Origin of the sequence: Enterococcus sp. DIV1537a, assembly GCF_051712085.1 — a bacterium.
GTDB lineage: Bacteria > Bacillota > Bacilli > Lactobacillales > Enterococcaceae > Enterococcus > Enterococcus faecalis.
Genome location: NZ_JBIOOE010000001.1, coordinates 278,211 through 295,191, shown reverse-complemented (window position 1 = coordinate 295,191; position 16,981 = coordinate 278,211). Strand labels below are relative to the sequence as shown.

Here is a 16,981-nt window from a genome sequence, read left to right as displayed (position 1 = left end):
CGTAACTTTTTATTTTTCTAAACCGTTATCTCAACTTAGTTGGTCCAATCGATATTCGCTTCACAATAGGTTTGACCATCAATCCGAATCTCATGGCGCGTTTTCAACTGATTTTCTTGTTCGACAATTTCGTAATGACTTTCGACTTCTTGCCCATATTCTACTTCTTTATCAAATTTCACAAGAATTTTTTTCGGTTGATGCGTTGTTAAAAAGTCATACCCTAACACATCCAATAACCAATTAAAGTAAATCGCATTATTAACATGTTGATTGCCATCAATATCAAAAAAACGCACACGATAAGGTAAAAAGTTCCCCTCTGTGACTTTTTCAATTTTTTCATGGCGATAAATTTTAGTGATTTTTTCAGAATCAAAAGGTGCAATAATTTCTGGTAACACACTACTGATTTTCCGATTTTTTTGATCCATTAAGACAAAGGTTGATTTCACAAAGACACATTCATTGCCTTCTTCATCATGAACCCAAAAGTTACGATAACAAAAATATTTGTTATAACTCATAGCTTGCGTTGTAATTGCTACTTTTTCACCAACTTTTGGTAAGCGGTGAATCTCTATTTCATAGTTGGTGATGACCCAGCCTAGGCCAAATTGGGCGACATAAGCCGCATCTCTTCCTAGTAATTCTGTTTGTTCTTCTGATACTTTAATGACAACCGCTAACAAAGCCGGTATCTTCATTGCACCAGTAAAATCGCCGTCATAGTAGGCAACTTCATAAGAGGATGTATGTTTTTTTCCCACGAAATAATCTCCTTTTTCCAATGGCTACTTTCGTGTCATTGTTTCTTCTTAAAAGTATACCACGTGATTTCTTCAATTGCGATTCCGAATGAAAAATTAACAAAACTTTGAAAAACACTATTATTTATATTATTTAAAAACATTCTTAATATTACTTAAAAAATATTGTTTTATTTTTAAAAATAACATTTCTTATTATTTGTATCCGAAAGATTATTATGTTATATTCCTATCTGTAAGCGCATACAAAATAATTTTTTAGGAGGTTTTTTTCGTGAAAAAGAGTTTATTAACAATCGTCCTGGCTTTTAGTTTTGTTTTAGGTGGCGCTGCATTGGCCCCTACTGTTTCAGAGGCTCATGGTTACGTAGCAAGTCCTGGAAGTCGTGCTTTCTTTGGTAGTTCTGCTGGTGGTAACTTAAATACAAATGTTGGTCGTGCACAATGGGAACCTCAAAGTATCGAAGCGCCCAAAAATACGTTTATTACTGGTAAATTAGCCAGTGCAGGTGTCTCAGGTTTTGAACCTTTGGATGAACAAACAGCTACTCGTTGGCACAAAACAAACATTACAACAGGTCCCCTTGACATCACTTGGAACTTAACTGCCCAACATAGAACTGCTTCTTGGGATTACTATATTACTAAAAATGGCTGGAATCCCAATCAACCATTAGACATTAAAAACTTCGACAAAATTGCTTCAATTGACGGCAAACAAGAAGTTCCTAATAAAGTTGTTAAACAAACAATTAATATTCCGACAGACCGCAAAGGTTATCATGTCATTTACGCTGTCTGGGGCATTGGTGATACGGTGAACGCCTTTTACCAAGCGATTGATGTGAACATTCAGTAAAAATACTCACATCTTAAACTAAATTAAAGGAGTTCTCAAAAAATGAAGCTAAAAAAAATAATTCCTGCTTTTCTCCTTCTTTCAACCGTTGCAGTTGGCTTGTGGTTAACGCCTACTCAAGCTTCTGCAGATGCTGCGGATACGATGGTAGATATCTCTGGCAAAAAAGTGTTGGTTGGATATTGGCATAACTGGGCCTCAAAAGGACGCGATGGTTACAAACAAGGAACATCAGCATCACTGAACCTTTCAGAAGTAAATCAAGCCTACAATGTCGTACCGGTTTCCTTCATGAAAAGCGATGGCACGACACGGATTCCTACATTCAAGCCTTATAACCAAACAGACACTGCCTTCCGACAAGAAGTCGCACAATTAAATAGTCAAGGTCGAGCAGTTTTATTGGCACTTGGCGGAGCAGATGCACATATCCAATTAGTCAAAGGCGATGAACAAGCCTTTGCGAATGAAATCATTCGTCAAGTGGAAACATACGGCTTTGATGGTTTAGACATCGACTTAGAGCAATTAGCGATTACTGCTGGCGACAACCAAACCGTCATCCCTGCTGCGTTGAAAATAGTCAAAGACCATTATCGAGCACAAGGAAAAAATTTCATCATTACGATGGCGCCAGAATTCCCTTATTTAAAACCTGGTGCCGCTTATGAAACATACATTACTTCCCTAAATGGTTATTATGATTACATTGCCCCACAATTATATAACCAAGGCGGCGACGGTGTCTGGGTTGATGAAATTATGACTTGGGTTGCTCAAAGCAACGATGCTCTAAAATACGAGTTCCTCTATTATATGTCTGATTCATTAATCCATGGCACGCGCGGCTATCTACAGATACCAAACGATAAATTAGTCCTTGGTTTACCAGCAAATCGGGATGCTGCTGGTAGCGGCTATGTCGTTGAGGCTACCCCTGTAGCCAAAACTTTTGATCAGTTAGCAAAAGACGGTAATCCTATCCGTGGCTTAATGACTTGGTCTGCAAATTGGGACGTTGGTCAAGATGTCAACGGCAAGTCCTACAACAATGAATTTGCGACACGTTATAGTAACCTTGTAAAATAAAAGCTATTTTGAGACAGAACACCGCACTTGGTTCTGTCTCTTTTTAAATTTTACTCACCTGTCTTTCAATAATCCAAACAATGTTCTCTCGCCTTCTAACCAATTAATTTTAAACCAATCACAGAAACAATGATTAAAAAAATAAAAAATATCCGTCGTAGGTCTTTTGATTCACCTAAGAGCATTCCTAAAATAGCGCCTCCTGCTGTACCAATTCCTGTCCAAACCGCATAAGAAACGCCCATCGGTAATTGTCTCATCCCTAAATATAAAAATAAGAAACTACCACTAAACGCTAGAATTAAAATTAACAATGAACGTAAGTCTTTTTTTGTTGTAAATAATTTAATTGAACCTACGCCAAAGATTTCAAAACAGCCTGCAATGACTAAGTATAACCAACTCATCTTGTTTCCTCCTCTTTATTTCCAGTTACCATTTTTAAGCCAATCACACCTATTAATAACAGCAACAGAAAAAGAACTTTTCCTATACCCAAAGGTGTGTGGAATAAAAAATGATCTGTTACAATAGTTCCAGCACTACCTAAGCCGACAAATACAGCATAGGCTGTGCCAACTGGCAATTCCTCTCCTGCTTTAATCAGCGCATAAAAACTGATAAAGATTGCGATTACTGTCCCTAAAATCTCCCACCATGTTGTACTATGCTTCATGCCAATGACCCAAATCACTTCACAAAAAGCGCCAAAAATAACTTTTAACCAAGCTTTACTCATCTTGTTTTCCTTCCCTTCCAAACAAAAAAAGTGCCAACAAACAGTTCAGCTATGGCCTAAGAACTGTTCATTAACACTTTAGTCGCAAGCATCCGGCGATGTTTACGAAAGTTTATGTATTAAAATATCTCAGGCTATTATATTCTTATTTTTTTAAAAAATCAACTAAAAAATAATAGTTCGAATTCGAGACATTTCTTTTGCATTTTTAGGACTAATCATTTAAACTTACTTTTAGTAAGTTAATTAATTAAAAAATTATTTTTCTTTTAGGAGGATTTTTATTATGAATACACAAATTTTAGGTTTACACCACGTCACTGCCATGACTTCAAGTGCTGAAAAAATTTATCACTTTTTCACCGATATTTTAGGTCTACGTTTAATTAAAAAGACTGTTAACCAAGACGATATTGAAACATATCATTTATTTTTTGCTGATGATGCCGGCTCTCCCGGAACAGATATGACTTTCTTTGACTTTCCAGGCTTACCTAAAGGAACCAAAGGAACCAATACAATTTCTCGTACTTCCTTCCGTGTAAAAGATGATGCTGCTTTGGATTACTGGGTATCACGCTTTAATGAATATGCAATTGATCATGGAGAAATTCAAGAACGTTTTGGTAAAAAGTATTTAGAATTTGAAGACTTTGACAATCAACGTTACCAACTTATTTCTGATGAAAAGAACCAAGGTGTTGCAGCCGGCACGCCTTGGAAAAAATCTAACGTCCCTAGTGAACATGCTTTAATCGGCTTAGGTCCAGCCTTTGTAACTGTCGAAAATTACGAACATCTGCAACTAGTTTTAACTGAAGTTTTAGGGTTCAAATTGATTGATGCTGAAGGTAGTTTCCATTTATTTGAAGTTGGCGAAGGTGGGAATGGTGCCAGCATCATCGTAGAGCATCGGGAAGATTTGCCAGCGGCTCAAGAAGGCTACGGCAATGTCCATCACTTAGCCTTGCGCGTTGCCGATGAGGAAGCACTACGTTTCTGGATTGAAAAAATTAATCGTTTGGAATTTCCTAATTCTGGCTTTGTGGAACGTTTTTACTTTAAATCTGAATATTTCTTGGCAGCAACACATGTTTTATTTGAACTGGCAACCGATGGTCCTGGATTTTTAGAGGATGAAACCTATGAACACGCTGGCGAAAAATTATCATTACCGCCATTTTTAGAACCAAAACGGGCAGGGATTGAAGAATTTGTGCGTCCTTTCGATACTTCAGATGCGAATGTTCAACGAAATTAGTATTTTTTCTAGGAGGTTCCTATGATTCATTACAATAGTAACGAGTTATCTGCAAAAACAGCGTATAAATTTTTATCAGGAAGTATTATTCCTCGGCCAATCGCTTGGGTTACAACACAAGATACAGCCACAGGTATCGTCAATGCTGCCCCCTTTAGTTTCTTTAATGCAGCGGCAGCTGAAATTCCTTTAGCAACGTTGTCCATTTTACGACCAGACAAAGAGCCTAAAGATACGGCACGAAACATCTTGGCTACTAAAGAACTTGTCATCCATTTCGTTAACGAAAACGTTCTTACTCAAATGAATCAGACTTCGGCACCTTTAGCAGCAGAGATCAGTGAAATTGACACATTCGGTATTGAAACCATTGCCAGCCAGACTGTTGCTGTTCCAGCAATCAAAGCCGCGCCAATTCGGATGGAAGCTCGCTTACATCAATATGTACCTATTGCTAACCATGAAGGTCAAATTATTACGGATTTATTCATTGTAGAAATTACCGATTTCTATTTTGATTCAGCCGTTTTTGATGAAGAACATCAGTACATTTTACCTGCTAAACTCCAACCGATTGCTCGTTTAGCAGGCAATGATTATACAACATTGGGCGAAATCCGTGAAGTTCGCCGCCCAACGTAAAAAGAAGGCCCCGCCATGACGGCGGGGGCCTTCTTTTTCTGTTTTATGCTAATGCTCCCATTGGATCCCAAGGATTTGGTCCAATTTTCACAAAGGTAGTAAAAGCCCGTAAAACAGGCATTTATAATGCTATATGATAGTAATAAAATTTATGAAAAACATGATAATCTGACAAAGTATTACTACTTTTGCCCTTTTCGTGCCCTTTTCACTCAAATATTACAGTTATGTAAAACGATAGACAAAACGAACGCTAGTTCGGTATAATAAGATCAATAGGAGGCCGATATTATGAAAACTAATTATGTAGGAGTAGTTGAAAAGATTAGAATGTTAAGTATGTATCCAAAAATGCTAGTTCGATTCTCATTAGTAACACAGGACGAAACTATAAACTGTATCGTCTCCAAACACGAGCTGGCAAATACGCTACTAATGTTACCTGAAAAATCTGAACTAGCTGTCTATGGTCATTTGAATAAAAGAAATCAACTTGTCATTGATAAAATGCTTGTAAGGAAAACTTTGATTAGTGCATAAAAAATAAGCCTCACTCTCATTTAGGGAGCGAGGCTTGTTTTCATGCAGTATATCGAATTAGCGGGCCAAAAGTATCTCAAAAGTATTTTGCTTTAGAAAAAGTTGTAGATATAAGCTTTGTACTAAATTATTTAGAAAAATCAAAAGTAATTCAAAAGAATTGACTTTTCATAACACTGTTGTCGTTTTTTTATGGACCATACAGGACTCGAACCTGTGACCGAACGGTTATGAGCCGTTTGCTCTAACCAACTGAGCTAATGGTCCTGAAAAGAGCTCACACCCTACTCCCCAAGGATATGAGCATACCTTGACTATTATTCAAGGAGTGACTACTTAAAAATTACCACTTTTTACTTTTTATGTAAAAGAAAAGAGTCGCCTCAATTAAAGCAACTCTTTTCTCTCAGAATAAATTTGGAATTACGTCTAGTATTAGTATACCCTATATACATATCAAAATAATGTTCTACAGGAACATCATTAAAAAAATACATATCATATTCAGAAAAACAAAAAAGAGGCACCTCGAGGAAGGCACCTCATGAGAAAAAATAAGTGTAACAATATTTTACAGCACTCTTGCATATAAGAGTTATAAAATGGTGTACCTTCATAATACTACGAATGCCCTTATTTTTCAGTTCTCCAGGAACTAGTTGTTGATTCTATCAAAAGAAGAGCCCTCTAATTTAATAGAGGGCATGAACGAAGGCGCCTTAAATGAATAAAGCTGAACTCAGTATATCAAAATAAACTTCAAAAAAACGTTACTGAAGAACGTAAGAAGAAGCCGCCCATCAACTGCGACTTCTTCTACCAGAAAGTATTTTTTAGGTGTGTGTCGTAACCTAATATGATTATACCTCGTATAAAAACGTTTCTACGTTACTAAGGAACATAAAACACATTTTATCAATTTTTATTCATATACTCTGGTAACCGCTTTTCATGACTTATCCATAAATAAGTTTTTCAACGCTTGGTGTGTAAAGCCAAATAAATCCATCAGGAAATTGAACATGTGATAATATTTTCCCTGCTGTATTTACTTGTTCTGTAATCACACCGACTGAAGCCGTTTGAAACGCAAAGTAGTCACCCACATGTAATTCTTGATCTTTTGTATTTTCTCCAGTTGCTGGATTAATTTTATCAATATACGCAACATCAATTCCATTATCTGTCCAATCAAAATTAGGCTGTCCTAGTAAGTCATTTTTCACTTGCCAAATGCCATTCACAAGCTGTACATCATCCACTCGATAGCCATAACGTCTCTTAGTCTTAGTAGCTGGTGGCCCTGGATAATCAGAGACAACAGGTGATTGTTCTTTTGCGCGTGCATATTTATCCCAGGCCTCTCTATCACCATAAAATATATTTAAATCTAAACGACCGTCCCATCCAGGCAATTGACCATTCGATGTGTATTGATACATGGTAATAAATTCCCAATACGGTACAGATGGTGGCGTAGGTTGAGAATACTCTTGAGGACTATTCATGCCATAATCAGCTAACCACAAGCCATAATCCGCATTAGCGATAGTACTAAAGTCATACGATTGCAAGATACCCGTATAGGTGTAAAATAGCGGAGAAACACCCGTTTGCTCTCTCACAGTGTCTAACCAACGTTTTGCCCATTGAATATCTCCCTTGTTTGTACTTTCCCAATCTAATATGAGAATTGCTTTGCCAATGTAGCCGTTAATATTTTCCAAGAAAAAAGTGGCTTCTTGCTCGGGAGTCCCCTCGAACCCTACTTCATTCGCAAAATGATAGACTGCTACCTTTTTCCCGCTACTAACTGCCTCTTGAAACGCTCTATCACAATCTGGATTTACATAGCCAGTCCCTCCAGTTGCTTTGATAATTACAAACTCTGCAGGAACCCCTTGGGCTCCTAGATTAATCCCGGCTTGCCATCCTGAAATATCAATACCATTTAACGTCATTTTGCTTCATCCTTCTCTGGCACTTGTTTTTCGCCATCAGAAAATCCCGGTGTTGTATGGTCCACAACAATTCCTAAAATGGACAGGACCACAAACACCGCATTCACTACGTCCAACAACTCTTTATTAATAACATCTGTTTTAAAGTCGTAACCAAACAGTACTGCCAATACTTGGATTAAAAGTAATACAGCAGGTACCAAGGTTAGCCAGAATTGCTTACTTTTAAATCGTACTTTCCAATTAATCATCTAAAAACATCCTTTCAATCATTTAGTAAAAATCTTTTTATCCGTTTCTAACAAAACGCTTTACTGACTAAATCCACTACCAACGCGGTAAGGGGGCCTGACAACGCAACCCCTAGGATCAACTTCCAGCGATTTTCAGTCGCTAATTTCTTTAAGTCAGAACTACGGGCGGCCATCTCTTTCTTTAATTCATCCGATCGCCTGTCAGATTCTGTATTTTTATCTAATATCGCAGTCAGTATTTCATTATTCTGTTTCATTTGTTCCATATTCATATCTCTTAGGTATTTATTCGATTCTTCGATTTTAGAAAAACTTAATTCAACTGTTTTTTTCATTTCTGACATCTGGGTTTCCAAATTATCAATCACTCGATCATGTCTCTCTAATCGTTGCTCATGTTCTTGTACTCGTTTTCTTAACGCCAAAGTTTATCACCATCCAATAAAGCCGCCTAGCTTTTGCTAGACGGCGCCTTTTCTTTTTCAGATAAAGAATCCTCTTCAGACCAGACTCTCTCTTGAAATTCATTAATTTCTTTTCTTAAAGATATGCGATTTTTTTGATATAATTCGCTGTTATATATATTTTGAGAAATGTAACTGTCCCGTTCTCCATCTCTAATCGTAGCACTTAATCCGATAACAACCTGTTCATCAACTTTTGCTTCTCCCGTTAAAATAATTTCTTTTTTCACATCTAGCATATTACTCAACCCTTTCTAATATTTCTAATAACTCATCGTATGCTTGCGCTTGTTTACCATTCAATGTCACTGCTTCATTTTCCAATAAATCCACAAAGTCGTCGAAATAATTTTCGAATTCTGTCAAATCTATAATGCTCTCGTCTTCCAACACGTTAATAATTTCTTGTACCCCTCGTTCTTTTTTACCGGAAAGCCATGTTACTTCTCCATTATCCGTTGTAACGATTTCTCCTTCACCATCGCATACACAAAATTCACGAAAAATACTTCTTTTATCCGATTCTATTTCCATATCAACTTTAGTAATCAAGCGAACAAAACGAGCTAACGCTCTTGCTTGCCTCTTTTGGCCACTAAATAAGTGAAGCAACTCTAAAAATTCTCTACTCTGACGATTTTTAATAGCTATTTTCATCTAATTCTCCTATCTTATAATGAAATTTCTTTATAGGTACCTATCATCCCATCACTTCTAAGACTTGTTGGAATAATAATACTACCCAAGCCTTTTAATTTGGCTGCTGTAATAACCGCATCCTCTATACTATATCTTGTCCACCCTTCATTTCTATAATTGACAAGGTAGTAAAGATCATGCATTCCAAATAATAATCTACTTGCCGCGCCCGAAAACCCTATGCTCAAACCAATAGTACTCGTTGAAAAAGTAAGCGGCTCATACCCTGCTACTCCAAATCCATCATTCATAAAAAATGGCGAATCTGCGTGAATCCCTCTATAGCCAGACATTGCACCCCTAGGGTCAAGTGTAAGCATATCTGTGTACGCATTAGCTGCCGCATTTTCCCGATATCCCCAAGCGATATAATCTCCTGTGCTTTCTAAATGCATCGCTATTCCTCGAATATTTTGATTGTACAACTTATCACCATGGCCCATTGAGCCGATATAACGTGAACCGTACCAAAATTCTAAGCCTTTTCCCGTTAACCTCCCAGAAAGTTGTCCATTTTCAGAAAAGTTAAGACTGTTTGGATCAATAGACAAAACATCGCTGTACCTGTTAAGTCCAACTTGTATCGCATTCGTTGCTAGCTTATCACCTGTAACGCTTTTACTGACAAGACTATTACCATTTAAATTAACTACGTTTATGTTCGCTGCATTTAATGTTCCTGAACTTAATTTATCCACAGACAATTCTTTAATTGCGGCACTCGGAATAAACGCTTTGCCACTAAAAAAGACACTTTCGGCATCTAAATAAAGCTTTTTATTTTGAATCAATGTTTGTCCTGCTTCTTGATTGAGCTGCGCTATAATCTTGCCCTTTTGAATAGTTGTCAACATGATCTTGTCATAGGTTTGAGTAATTTGTGTTTGAGTAACCAACTCTTCATCAGCAGGTCTCCAGGCTGTATTTTTCACATTTGAAAATCCCGCATTCTCTAACTTAACCCAATCAACATAGAGGACATGCTCAAGATTTGCTTCAAAAATATACTCCATATAAACACAGCTGCCTTTTACTTGTGTTATAGAAACTACCACTTGCTCTTCGTGTTCCTTTAATGAAAATTTTTCTGTGCTCCGTCCAATTTCACTGGCTCCTGAACCGCTATAATAGATAGTTGTCAAAAGCACTTCCGCGTCTTCATTTAACTTTATTTTTGCAGAAAACGTTAACTGTTTATAATACTGTTCAGCAGTTAGCTTCGCTTTCCTCGACAAACGAAGTTTACCACCTGTTTTTTGTACTTCGATTAAATGATCTTCGTTTAACGTTATCGCAGAATATTCGCCTCTATATTCTTGCTTCAACGTACTTGCGTCTATATAAGGATATCGTGATGCAAGTATTAAATTGGGACGCCCTTCGTGCAAAGATTCTACTTTCTGTACAATGGAATTGTACTGATCAGCTAGTTGGCTCACTTGACTTTTATCTGCTTTATTCCTAACCGTAGTTTGAAGGGTATTCACTTGTTGGACAAACGAACTATACTCAGATTGAGTTACTTTTCCATCGACAGCTTTTTCTAACTTACCTACAACAGAGACTAAACTATCATTACTTTGCGTCACTTTTGATATATTTTCATTAAGTTTACCCGTTTGTTCATCCACGTAGGTCTTAGAAACCGTCATTGATAATTTATCATCTAATTGTTTAAATGCAGCACTTGTTGTTTCTTTATCCGCTTTAAAATCTCGGGTTAGATCACTCAACTGTTTATTTTGTTCAGCTAGTTTATTCACAGTATTACTAGATTTATCAATCGCTTCTTTTGCTTGTTTTTTCACTTCATCCAAGGTTGTTGCTTGTTCACGGAACTCTTTCATAAAGACTTCATTCGGCTTAGTAGACACCGTTTCAATCCATGTTGTACCATCCCAGATATACATGATGGTATTTTCTCCATCATTCTTAAACCAAACATCATTAATTTTCGTTGCTTCAGGACGATCAGTTCCATAAAAATTGGTGTTTTTGCCATTCGCCGAACTCAGAGCCACAGTTGATTTCACTTGTGCCTGTTTCACCAAATTTTCAATTGGTTTCGTAACACTTTTTGCAAGACTTGTTCGGATATCTCCAATTTCAATTTCATCGTAACTATCCGTTAAAACATTCCATTTTACTCGAACAACCTTTGCTTCCGTATGAATGCCTAATTTTTCATAATAAACAGGTACAATATCACATAAGTTGAGCTGTTCATAAGGTGCAATTTCTTTATAATCCATAGTTTTGGACAAATCAATAAACTGAACATGCATTGATACTTTAGGTATTCCTACTTGATTCGCTTTAATATATCGCTTTGCTAATTCGCGTAGCCGTTGATTATTAGGAATTTGCTTATCGGAAAATTCATCAGAAAAATCCACTAGTTCTATTTTACGGTTAGGGTATTGATTCACATATTCTGAATCTACAAAAAATTCAGGAATTGTATATAGTTTATCCTTTCCGTTGTCATTTTTTGTCGCATATGGATAAATGCTTGTTACGGTACTTGAGATATTTTCCTCTTGTTCCAAATCTGTCAGGTTTCGTCCATACGCTATGATCGTTCTTGCACGTGATCCCCGTTGCTGTTTTAAGCTGATATGCCGATTATCAAATCTAAATTCCCCACCCCAACGATCGAGAATAGACCCTCTAACACCGCCCAACGCTTCTCTTGCATTTTTCACGTCTTGTATAGTCCATACTGTTTTGCTAATAACAGTTACATCACTATCTACTTCAAAAAGGTTCTTTTCAACCAAGGCATTTTTCCATTGTTGCATAGCAGTCGATCCATTCCCTGCAATCGTAACTTCTGGACGTAAGGCCATATCTACTGTTTGATAAGAAATATGTTCTGCATAAATTTTTGCAACACCCTTGTGTGTTTTGGTTATTTTTTTGATAACAAATCGTTGATCTTTTAACTCATGTCCTGCATCTGCTTTAATAATTCGATTGTTTACTAATTCCTTAAAACTTGCACTGTTTATTAATGTTTCCATTTCTAAATAAAAGGAACCATTCCGTTCTTCGTATACAAAACAATTCAACGCATCACTAAGAACACCTAACCCTAAATGAAAAAAATTCGTTTCATTCGCTTTATACAAAATTGGCTTACTCATTAAACAAGCACCTCCCACCTTGGCGTTATCTTCATCTCTTTTATTCGCCCAATCCAAGTAATTTTTACGTTGCCTATAGGAAATATAGGAAAAGGATAAGTGTAAACTTTATCATATGCGGGTTGATTGTTTATCCCTGTAGCCGTTTCAGCTAAGCAATCTATAGTTAACTCGCGATCTACAGATTTGAACACATAATTTTTGCCATTAATAATCAACGTAATGTCTCCACTACCCTTAATAGTTATCAACGGCTTAGCTACTCTTGTACCAACGTTTGTCAAAGCACCATCTGTTAAGAGTACACGCTCTTTCAAGCCTTCTTTTAAATATTTATAGGGTTTTAGCTTGAACTTTAATACGCATTTACCAAATGTATGCAATACATGTTGAACATCTGTTTGTTCATAATATAGAGCTGTATATACATACTCCGGATCACCTGACCAGATTAAATCACCCCATCCGCTTTGACCGTGTAACCAATTAGACAACGCAGTCGTTGCCTTCTCAATCGTTCCACCTTCAGGTAAAGTTAAAATACAAGGAAATGATTGATCAATATCTTTCATCCGATTATTAGATAGAATAACAGAACCATCTACACCTTCGATTTCTTCTAATCGAATATCTCTCGACGCTGTTGAAAAGGTAATTCCGTTCATGATTCGTAAATGAAAATCGGTTGATTTTTTCCCCGAAAATTCAATATAACTAGACATCCGATAACCACCCTTTCTCTTCTACTTGTGTTTGCCACGCAATTTCTCGCATTGTCGTTTGAATATCTTCTTTTCCAGACCACTCCTGAACGTACACATTCACTGTCGGTTTATTGTTAATGGTTTTGGATGTATTACTGCTATTAACAATTTGTTTACCCAAATTAGCAGCACCCATCATATTTGTGTTTAATGCTAGTTCTGGACTAGTAAAGTTAAAATTTGAAAAAGCATTGTCAAATGAAAGTGTATCCGCGATTTGATTAGCCATAGGCTTAATTGTTTTTTGGACAGATTTAAAACTCGCTTGTAAGCTTTCATTTAAACCACCCATAATCGCTTTACCAGCTGGAATTAAAAGTTTTCTATCGTAACTAATAGGACCTTTATGTTCTCGTATCCAATCACCAATACCACTGACAAACTCTTTCGTCGCTTCCCATGCATGCGTAAGCCCATCAGTGAAACTTTCCATAATTGCTCTACCAGCCGCAAATAGATCAAAATCCATAGCAGCTTTTACAGTTTCTTTTACACCTTCCCATATATCTGATGCAATGCTTTTTGCTGTACTCCAAGCACTTTCCATTCCTCTTAATGTAGCATCTGCAAGATTTGCTACCGTTGATTTAGTATTTTCCCATTTTTCTGCAGTTGCTTGTTTAACGCCTTCCCATGTTTCAGATGCCCACTGTTTTGCTCCACTCCATGCATTTTTAGCCCATTCTAGAGCATTCTTTGCAGATTCTGATACTGTAGTTTTTATTCCATCCCATGTTTCGGCAGAAGTTTGCTTAACGCTTTCCCAAGTGTCGGATGCCCACTGTTTCGCTCCGCTCCATGCGTTTTTAGCACCATCAAGCGCACTTTGTGCCAAATTTGAAATTGTACTAGTAATTGCATCCCACACTGTAGAAGCTATATTGCTAATCCCTTCCCATATATCACTTAAGAAGTTTTTTCCAGTTTCCCAAACCGTTTTTACAAAATTGACTACGCCTTCAACATATGAACCAATTATCTGTTGTATGCCGTCCCAGATCATACTACCGGCTTCTTTTATACTTTCCCAAATCATTGATAAGTCTTCCTTTAATTGTTCCCAATCGCCAGTTATCAAATCAATTAATAGTAGTATAGGGCCCATAATTACAGATTTAATCAATTCCCAAACGCCTTCCGCAGTCGTTTTAATTCCTTCCCATATACCAGTAATTGTTTCTGTGAAATTATTCCAGAGTTCTACAATGCCATCAACAATAATCATCACTGTTGGACCTATGGTTTCCCAAATAGTGTTAAATACATCAACTGCAGACTGCCAAATACCTTTCAAAAATTCAACAGACGTATTAAATGCCGAAATAATTCCATCTAATAAACTTTGGAAAAATTCTGTTACACCGCTCCACAAGTCTTTCACTGTTTCTATACTAGATTTAAAGATAGACGTTATATCTTCACCTAGTTTTTTGAAAAAATCCATCGTACCCTTCCAGAGCTCTTTAACCGTTTTAACTGCAGAATCAAAAATATCTGTTATTCCTTCCCAAACTCCTTTGAAGAAATCGACCATACCTTCCCAAGCCTTTACAAGCCAGTCTGTAAAGGCCTTCCATGCTTTTTGGCCAGATTTAGTTTTGGTTATCCAATAAACTAATCCAGCGATTAGCGCTGCTATGGCTCCTACTATTAAAAAAATCGGATTAATAGACATAACTGCATTAAACGCCGTTTGTATTCCTGTTCCAATTTTAGTAATTAAGTTCCAAGCTTTCTGTGCTTTAACTACTAGATTGATATATGTTTGCCAAGCTTTGTAATACAGAACAACGCCAGATATAGCGACACCTAAGGCTACTATTACCCCTTTAAAAACATCTGATGCAGTCGAACCGCTATCAATCCATTTTATAAAATCTTTAGCTTTTTCGGTTACTTTTAAAAAAGTATCTACTAGCAATATAACAGTATCTATTAAAGTCTCGGTAATAGAAGTGCTTGTTTCTCCTAGATTAAAACTACCAAAGAAATTGGCAACTGCTTCAACAGAATCGAACAAAATATCTTTTAAATTATTAAATGCAGCTCCTAATTTTTCCGGAACATCAACAGAACCAAGAATATCAAAAAAGTATTGAATATTTTCTAATACATCTAACACAACATCTTTCAAGGTAGTAAACACACTTGATAAGGTATCAATTAAACTTGAACTTTCACTACTTTTCGATATTTCTCCCCAAAATCGTTGAAGAATATTTATTACATCATATACAATAAATCCTATTATTTTGAAAGCTTGATCGAATGTATCAGAAAATATTTTTATTATTGATTGATTATCAGCAAAAGCCTTTTTTATTGAATCAATAACAGGGATTAAGCCATCCATGGCTTTTGTAATCGCTGAAAACGTATTATTTACAATGCCTTTTAGGCTATTCAAATTAGCCGCAATACTTTTTCCAGAAACTTTCGTTACGATCTCATCAAATTTAGTTAACACATTTGCCATTCCGTTAGTTATGGAGTTTTTCAAGTTTGAAAAAGAAGTAGCTATACCTTCTGTAGTTTTTCGAGCGACTTCTTTTGTTCCGCCTAAGCCATCTTGGATATCAATTAACCCTTGGTTGAACTGTTCAACGGTAACCTGACCACTTTGTAAGGCTTTGTACAAATCTTGTTGCGCAGATTTGCCTGTAAAGCCAAATTTTTCTGCTAACTTATCTAATCCAAAGCCCATGGTTTCTTGTAAAGTCGTATAGGAATCAAGTTCAACTTTCCCAGTACGTAGAATTTTCATATATTGTTCTGTTCCACGTTGTGCTTTTTCACCACTAGAACCACTAGCAAGTAAAGCATTGTTTAAAGCAAGTGTACTGTCAGCCGCTAAATCGGCATCTTTAAAAACACTATACATTTGTTGCGTAGTGTCACTCACATCTTGCAATTTCGTTGGTAGCCCATCAATTCCTTCTTTCAACTTATTCGTTGCACGGGTAGCATCATCTGTACTAGCTCCCATAGCTGTTAAAACTTTAGGAAACTGGTTCAACTTGTCAAAACGTGTAACTGCTCCTTCAATTGAGCCTTTTAAAACATCAAATGCTGCACTGCCCAACTTAACGAGCCCCATCGCTTTGACCATGTCTCCAATGCCTCGACTTGCTTTGGCGGACTTGCCTTCCAATTGGTCTAATTGATTATTTAGCCCTGTGACGTCCTTCCCATTCACATCGACATCAATTACTACACTTCCATCAGCCATCTTCTTCCTCCTCCCTTACGTAATTTGGTAATGCATAACGCCTTTGAAGTTCTCTCATTTGTTCCTTGTGTTCAGTACTTTCTCCTTTTTGCGGTTTCCAGTTACGGATACTTTTAATTTTTTGAATAGGCGTGTCATCTGGCAACGTTTCTAGCAATACTTGGAATTCTTCCCAAGACAAACGGCCCTGTTCCTCAAATAAATTGATACCTATTTGTCGAAAAGAGGCATAAATGTATTTTGCATCTAATACAATGTCCATATCTTTACTGACTGGTTTCATTGGCATAACATTTCCTAATTCATCGGTTACCACTTCTGATTTTTCACCAAAGACGAGATAGGTATCGTATAGTTCTCTGAACATCACAAACTGAGATATAATATCTAGTCCTACATCACCAACTAAAATCTTTATACAAGTCTCTACCTTGTCTGAAAGATTCATCCCGTCATCAGACAGCACGTCGAAAACATCCAACACACGATCAAAAGCAAGATTCAGAGGATACTCTTTCTCTTCAAACTCAAAAAAAGAGGGCAGCGGATCGTTTAACCGCATTG

General features: G+C 36.8%; 17 protein-coding genes and 1 tRNA gene. 5 read left to right on the top strand and 13 right to left on the bottom strand.

Features of this window, described 5'->3' with window-relative positions:
- Window positions 1–35: 35 nt before the first annotated feature.
- Complete coding sequence (locus tag IGJ41_RS01620) at window positions 36–770, bottom strand: acyl-ACP thioesterase domain-containing protein (RefSeq protein ID WP_002355227.1); 735 nt, start codon at window positions 768–770, stop codon at window positions 36–38.
- A gap of 274 nt (window positions 771–1,044) precedes the next feature.
- Between IGJ41_RS01620 and IGJ41_RS01615 the strand changes: the two genes are divergently transcribed.
- Together IGJ41_RS01615 and IGJ41_RS01610 are read left to right on the top strand one after the other, a co-directional pair.
- Window positions 1,045–1,629 (top strand): lytic polysaccharide monooxygenase, encoded by a 585-nt coding sequence (locus tag IGJ41_RS01615; protein ID WP_002355225.1) that lies wholly within the window; start codon window positions 1,045–1,047, stop codon window positions 1,627–1,629.
- A gap of 42 nt (window positions 1,630–1,671) precedes the next feature.
- Window positions 1,672–2,718 carry a chitinase gene (locus IGJ41_RS01610; protein WP_002364979.1) on the top strand — a complete coding sequence of 349 codons (1,047 nt, stop codon included), beginning with the start codon at window positions 1,672–1,674 and terminating at the stop codon, window positions 2,716–2,718.
- Window positions 2,719–2,813: 95 nt separating this feature from the next.
- Here IGJ41_RS01610 and IGJ41_RS01605 read toward each other — a convergent pair whose 3' ends face one another.
- Both IGJ41_RS01605 and IGJ41_RS01600 read right to left on the bottom strand, forming a co-directional pair.
- Window positions 2,814–3,125 (bottom strand): DMT family transporter, encoded by a 312-nt coding sequence (locus tag IGJ41_RS01605; protein WP_002355223.1) that lies wholly within the window; start codon window positions 3,123–3,125, stop codon window positions 2,814–2,816.
- Complete coding sequence (locus IGJ41_RS01600; RefSeq protein ID WP_002386054.1) at window positions 3,122–3,478, bottom strand: DMT family transporter; 357 nt, start codon at window positions 3,476–3,478, stop codon at window positions 3,122–3,124. Before IGJ41_RS01600 ends, IGJ41_RS01605 begins: the two co-directional genes overlap by 4 nt.
- Before the next feature lie 265 nt (window positions 3,479–3,743).
- Here IGJ41_RS01600 and IGJ41_RS01595 point away from each other — a divergent pair, with 265 nt between their 5' ends.
- The 3 genes from IGJ41_RS01595 (at window position 3,744) to IGJ41_RS01585 (ending at window position 5,900) form a co-directional block, all read left to right on the top strand.
- The gene (locus IGJ41_RS01595; RefSeq protein WP_002355221.1) at window positions 3,744–4,718 is read left to right on the top strand and encodes a ring-cleaving dioxygenase; all 975 of its coding nucleotides are present in this window, start codon (window positions 3,744–3,746) and stop codon (window positions 4,716–4,718) included.
- Between the two features lie 21 nt (window positions 4,719–4,739).
- The gene (locus tag IGJ41_RS01590) at window positions 4,740–5,360 is read left to right on the top strand and encodes a flavin reductase family protein (protein ID WP_010827109.1); all 621 of its coding nucleotides are present in this window, start codon (window positions 4,740–4,742) and stop codon (window positions 5,358–5,360) included.
- 291 nt (window positions 5,361–5,651) lie between these two features.
- Window positions 5,652–5,900 (top strand): hypothetical protein, encoded by a 249-nt coding sequence (locus IGJ41_RS01585; protein WP_425150468.1) that lies wholly within the window; start codon window positions 5,652–5,654, stop codon window positions 5,898–5,900.
- A 193-nt stretch (window positions 5,901–6,093) separates the two neighbouring features.
- On the opposite strand, the gene IGJ41_RS01580 is transcribed toward IGJ41_RS01585, so the two are convergent.
- The 10 genes from IGJ41_RS01580 to IGJ41_RS01535 form a co-directional block, all read right to left on the bottom strand.
- Window positions 6,094–6,167, bottom strand: a tRNA-Ile gene (locus IGJ41_RS01580).
- A gap of 689 nt (window positions 6,168–6,856) precedes the next feature.
- Window positions 6,857–7,861 carry a GH25 family lysozyme gene (locus IGJ41_RS01575; RefSeq protein ID WP_438713752.1) on the bottom strand — a complete coding sequence of 335 codons (1,005 nt, stop codon included), beginning with the start codon at window positions 7,859–7,861 and terminating at the stop codon, window positions 6,857–6,859.
- On the bottom strand, window positions 7,858–8,112 hold the full coding sequence (locus IGJ41_RS01570) for a phage holin (RefSeq protein ID WP_438713750.1): 255 nt from the start codon (window positions 8,110–8,112) through the stop codon (window positions 7,858–7,860). The genes IGJ41_RS01575 and IGJ41_RS01570 overlap by 4 nt, the downstream gene beginning before the upstream one ends.
- A 47-nt stretch (window positions 8,113–8,159) precedes the next feature.
- Window positions 8,160–8,540 carry a hypothetical protein gene (locus IGJ41_RS01565; protein WP_438713748.1) on the bottom strand — a complete coding sequence of 127 codons (381 nt, stop codon included), beginning with the start codon at window positions 8,538–8,540 and terminating at the stop codon, window positions 8,160–8,162.
- Window positions 8,541–8,566: 26 nt separating this feature from the next.
- The gene (locus IGJ41_RS01560; RefSeq protein WP_438713746.1) at window positions 8,567–8,818 is read right to left on the bottom strand and encodes a hypothetical protein; all 252 of its coding nucleotides are present in this window, start codon (window positions 8,816–8,818) and stop codon (window positions 8,567–8,569) included.
- A 1-nt stretch (window position 8,819) separates the two neighbouring features.
- Window positions 8,820–9,236, bottom strand: a complete 417-nt coding sequence (locus tag IGJ41_RS01555) for a hypothetical protein (protein ID WP_438713744.1) — start codon at window positions 9,234–9,236, stop codon at window positions 8,820–8,822.
- Between the two features lie 14 nt (window positions 9,237–9,250).
- Window positions 9,251–12,424 carry a phage tail spike protein gene (locus IGJ41_RS01550; RefSeq protein ID WP_438713742.1) on the bottom strand — a complete coding sequence of 1,058 codons (3,174 nt, stop codon included), beginning with the start codon at window positions 12,422–12,424 and terminating at the stop codon, window positions 9,251–9,253.
- Window positions 12,424–13,146, bottom strand: coding sequence for a distal tail protein Dit (locus IGJ41_RS01545; protein ID WP_438713740.1), 723 nt, complete (start codon window positions 13,144–13,146; stop codon window positions 12,424–12,426). The genes IGJ41_RS01550 and IGJ41_RS01545 overlap by 1 nt, the downstream gene beginning before the upstream one ends.
- Complete coding sequence (locus tag IGJ41_RS01540) at window positions 13,139–16,417, bottom strand: tape measure protein (RefSeq protein ID WP_438713738.1); 3,279 nt, start codon at window positions 16,415–16,417, stop codon at window positions 13,139–13,141. The genes IGJ41_RS01545 and IGJ41_RS01540 overlap by 8 nt, the downstream gene beginning before the upstream one ends.
- Complete coding sequence (locus IGJ41_RS01535) at window positions 16,410–16,979, bottom strand: Gp15 family bacteriophage protein (protein WP_438713736.1); 570 nt, start codon at window positions 16,977–16,979, stop codon at window positions 16,410–16,412. The genes IGJ41_RS01540 and IGJ41_RS01535 overlap by 8 nt, the downstream gene beginning before the upstream one ends.
- Window positions 16,980–16,981 lie beyond the last annotated feature (2 nt).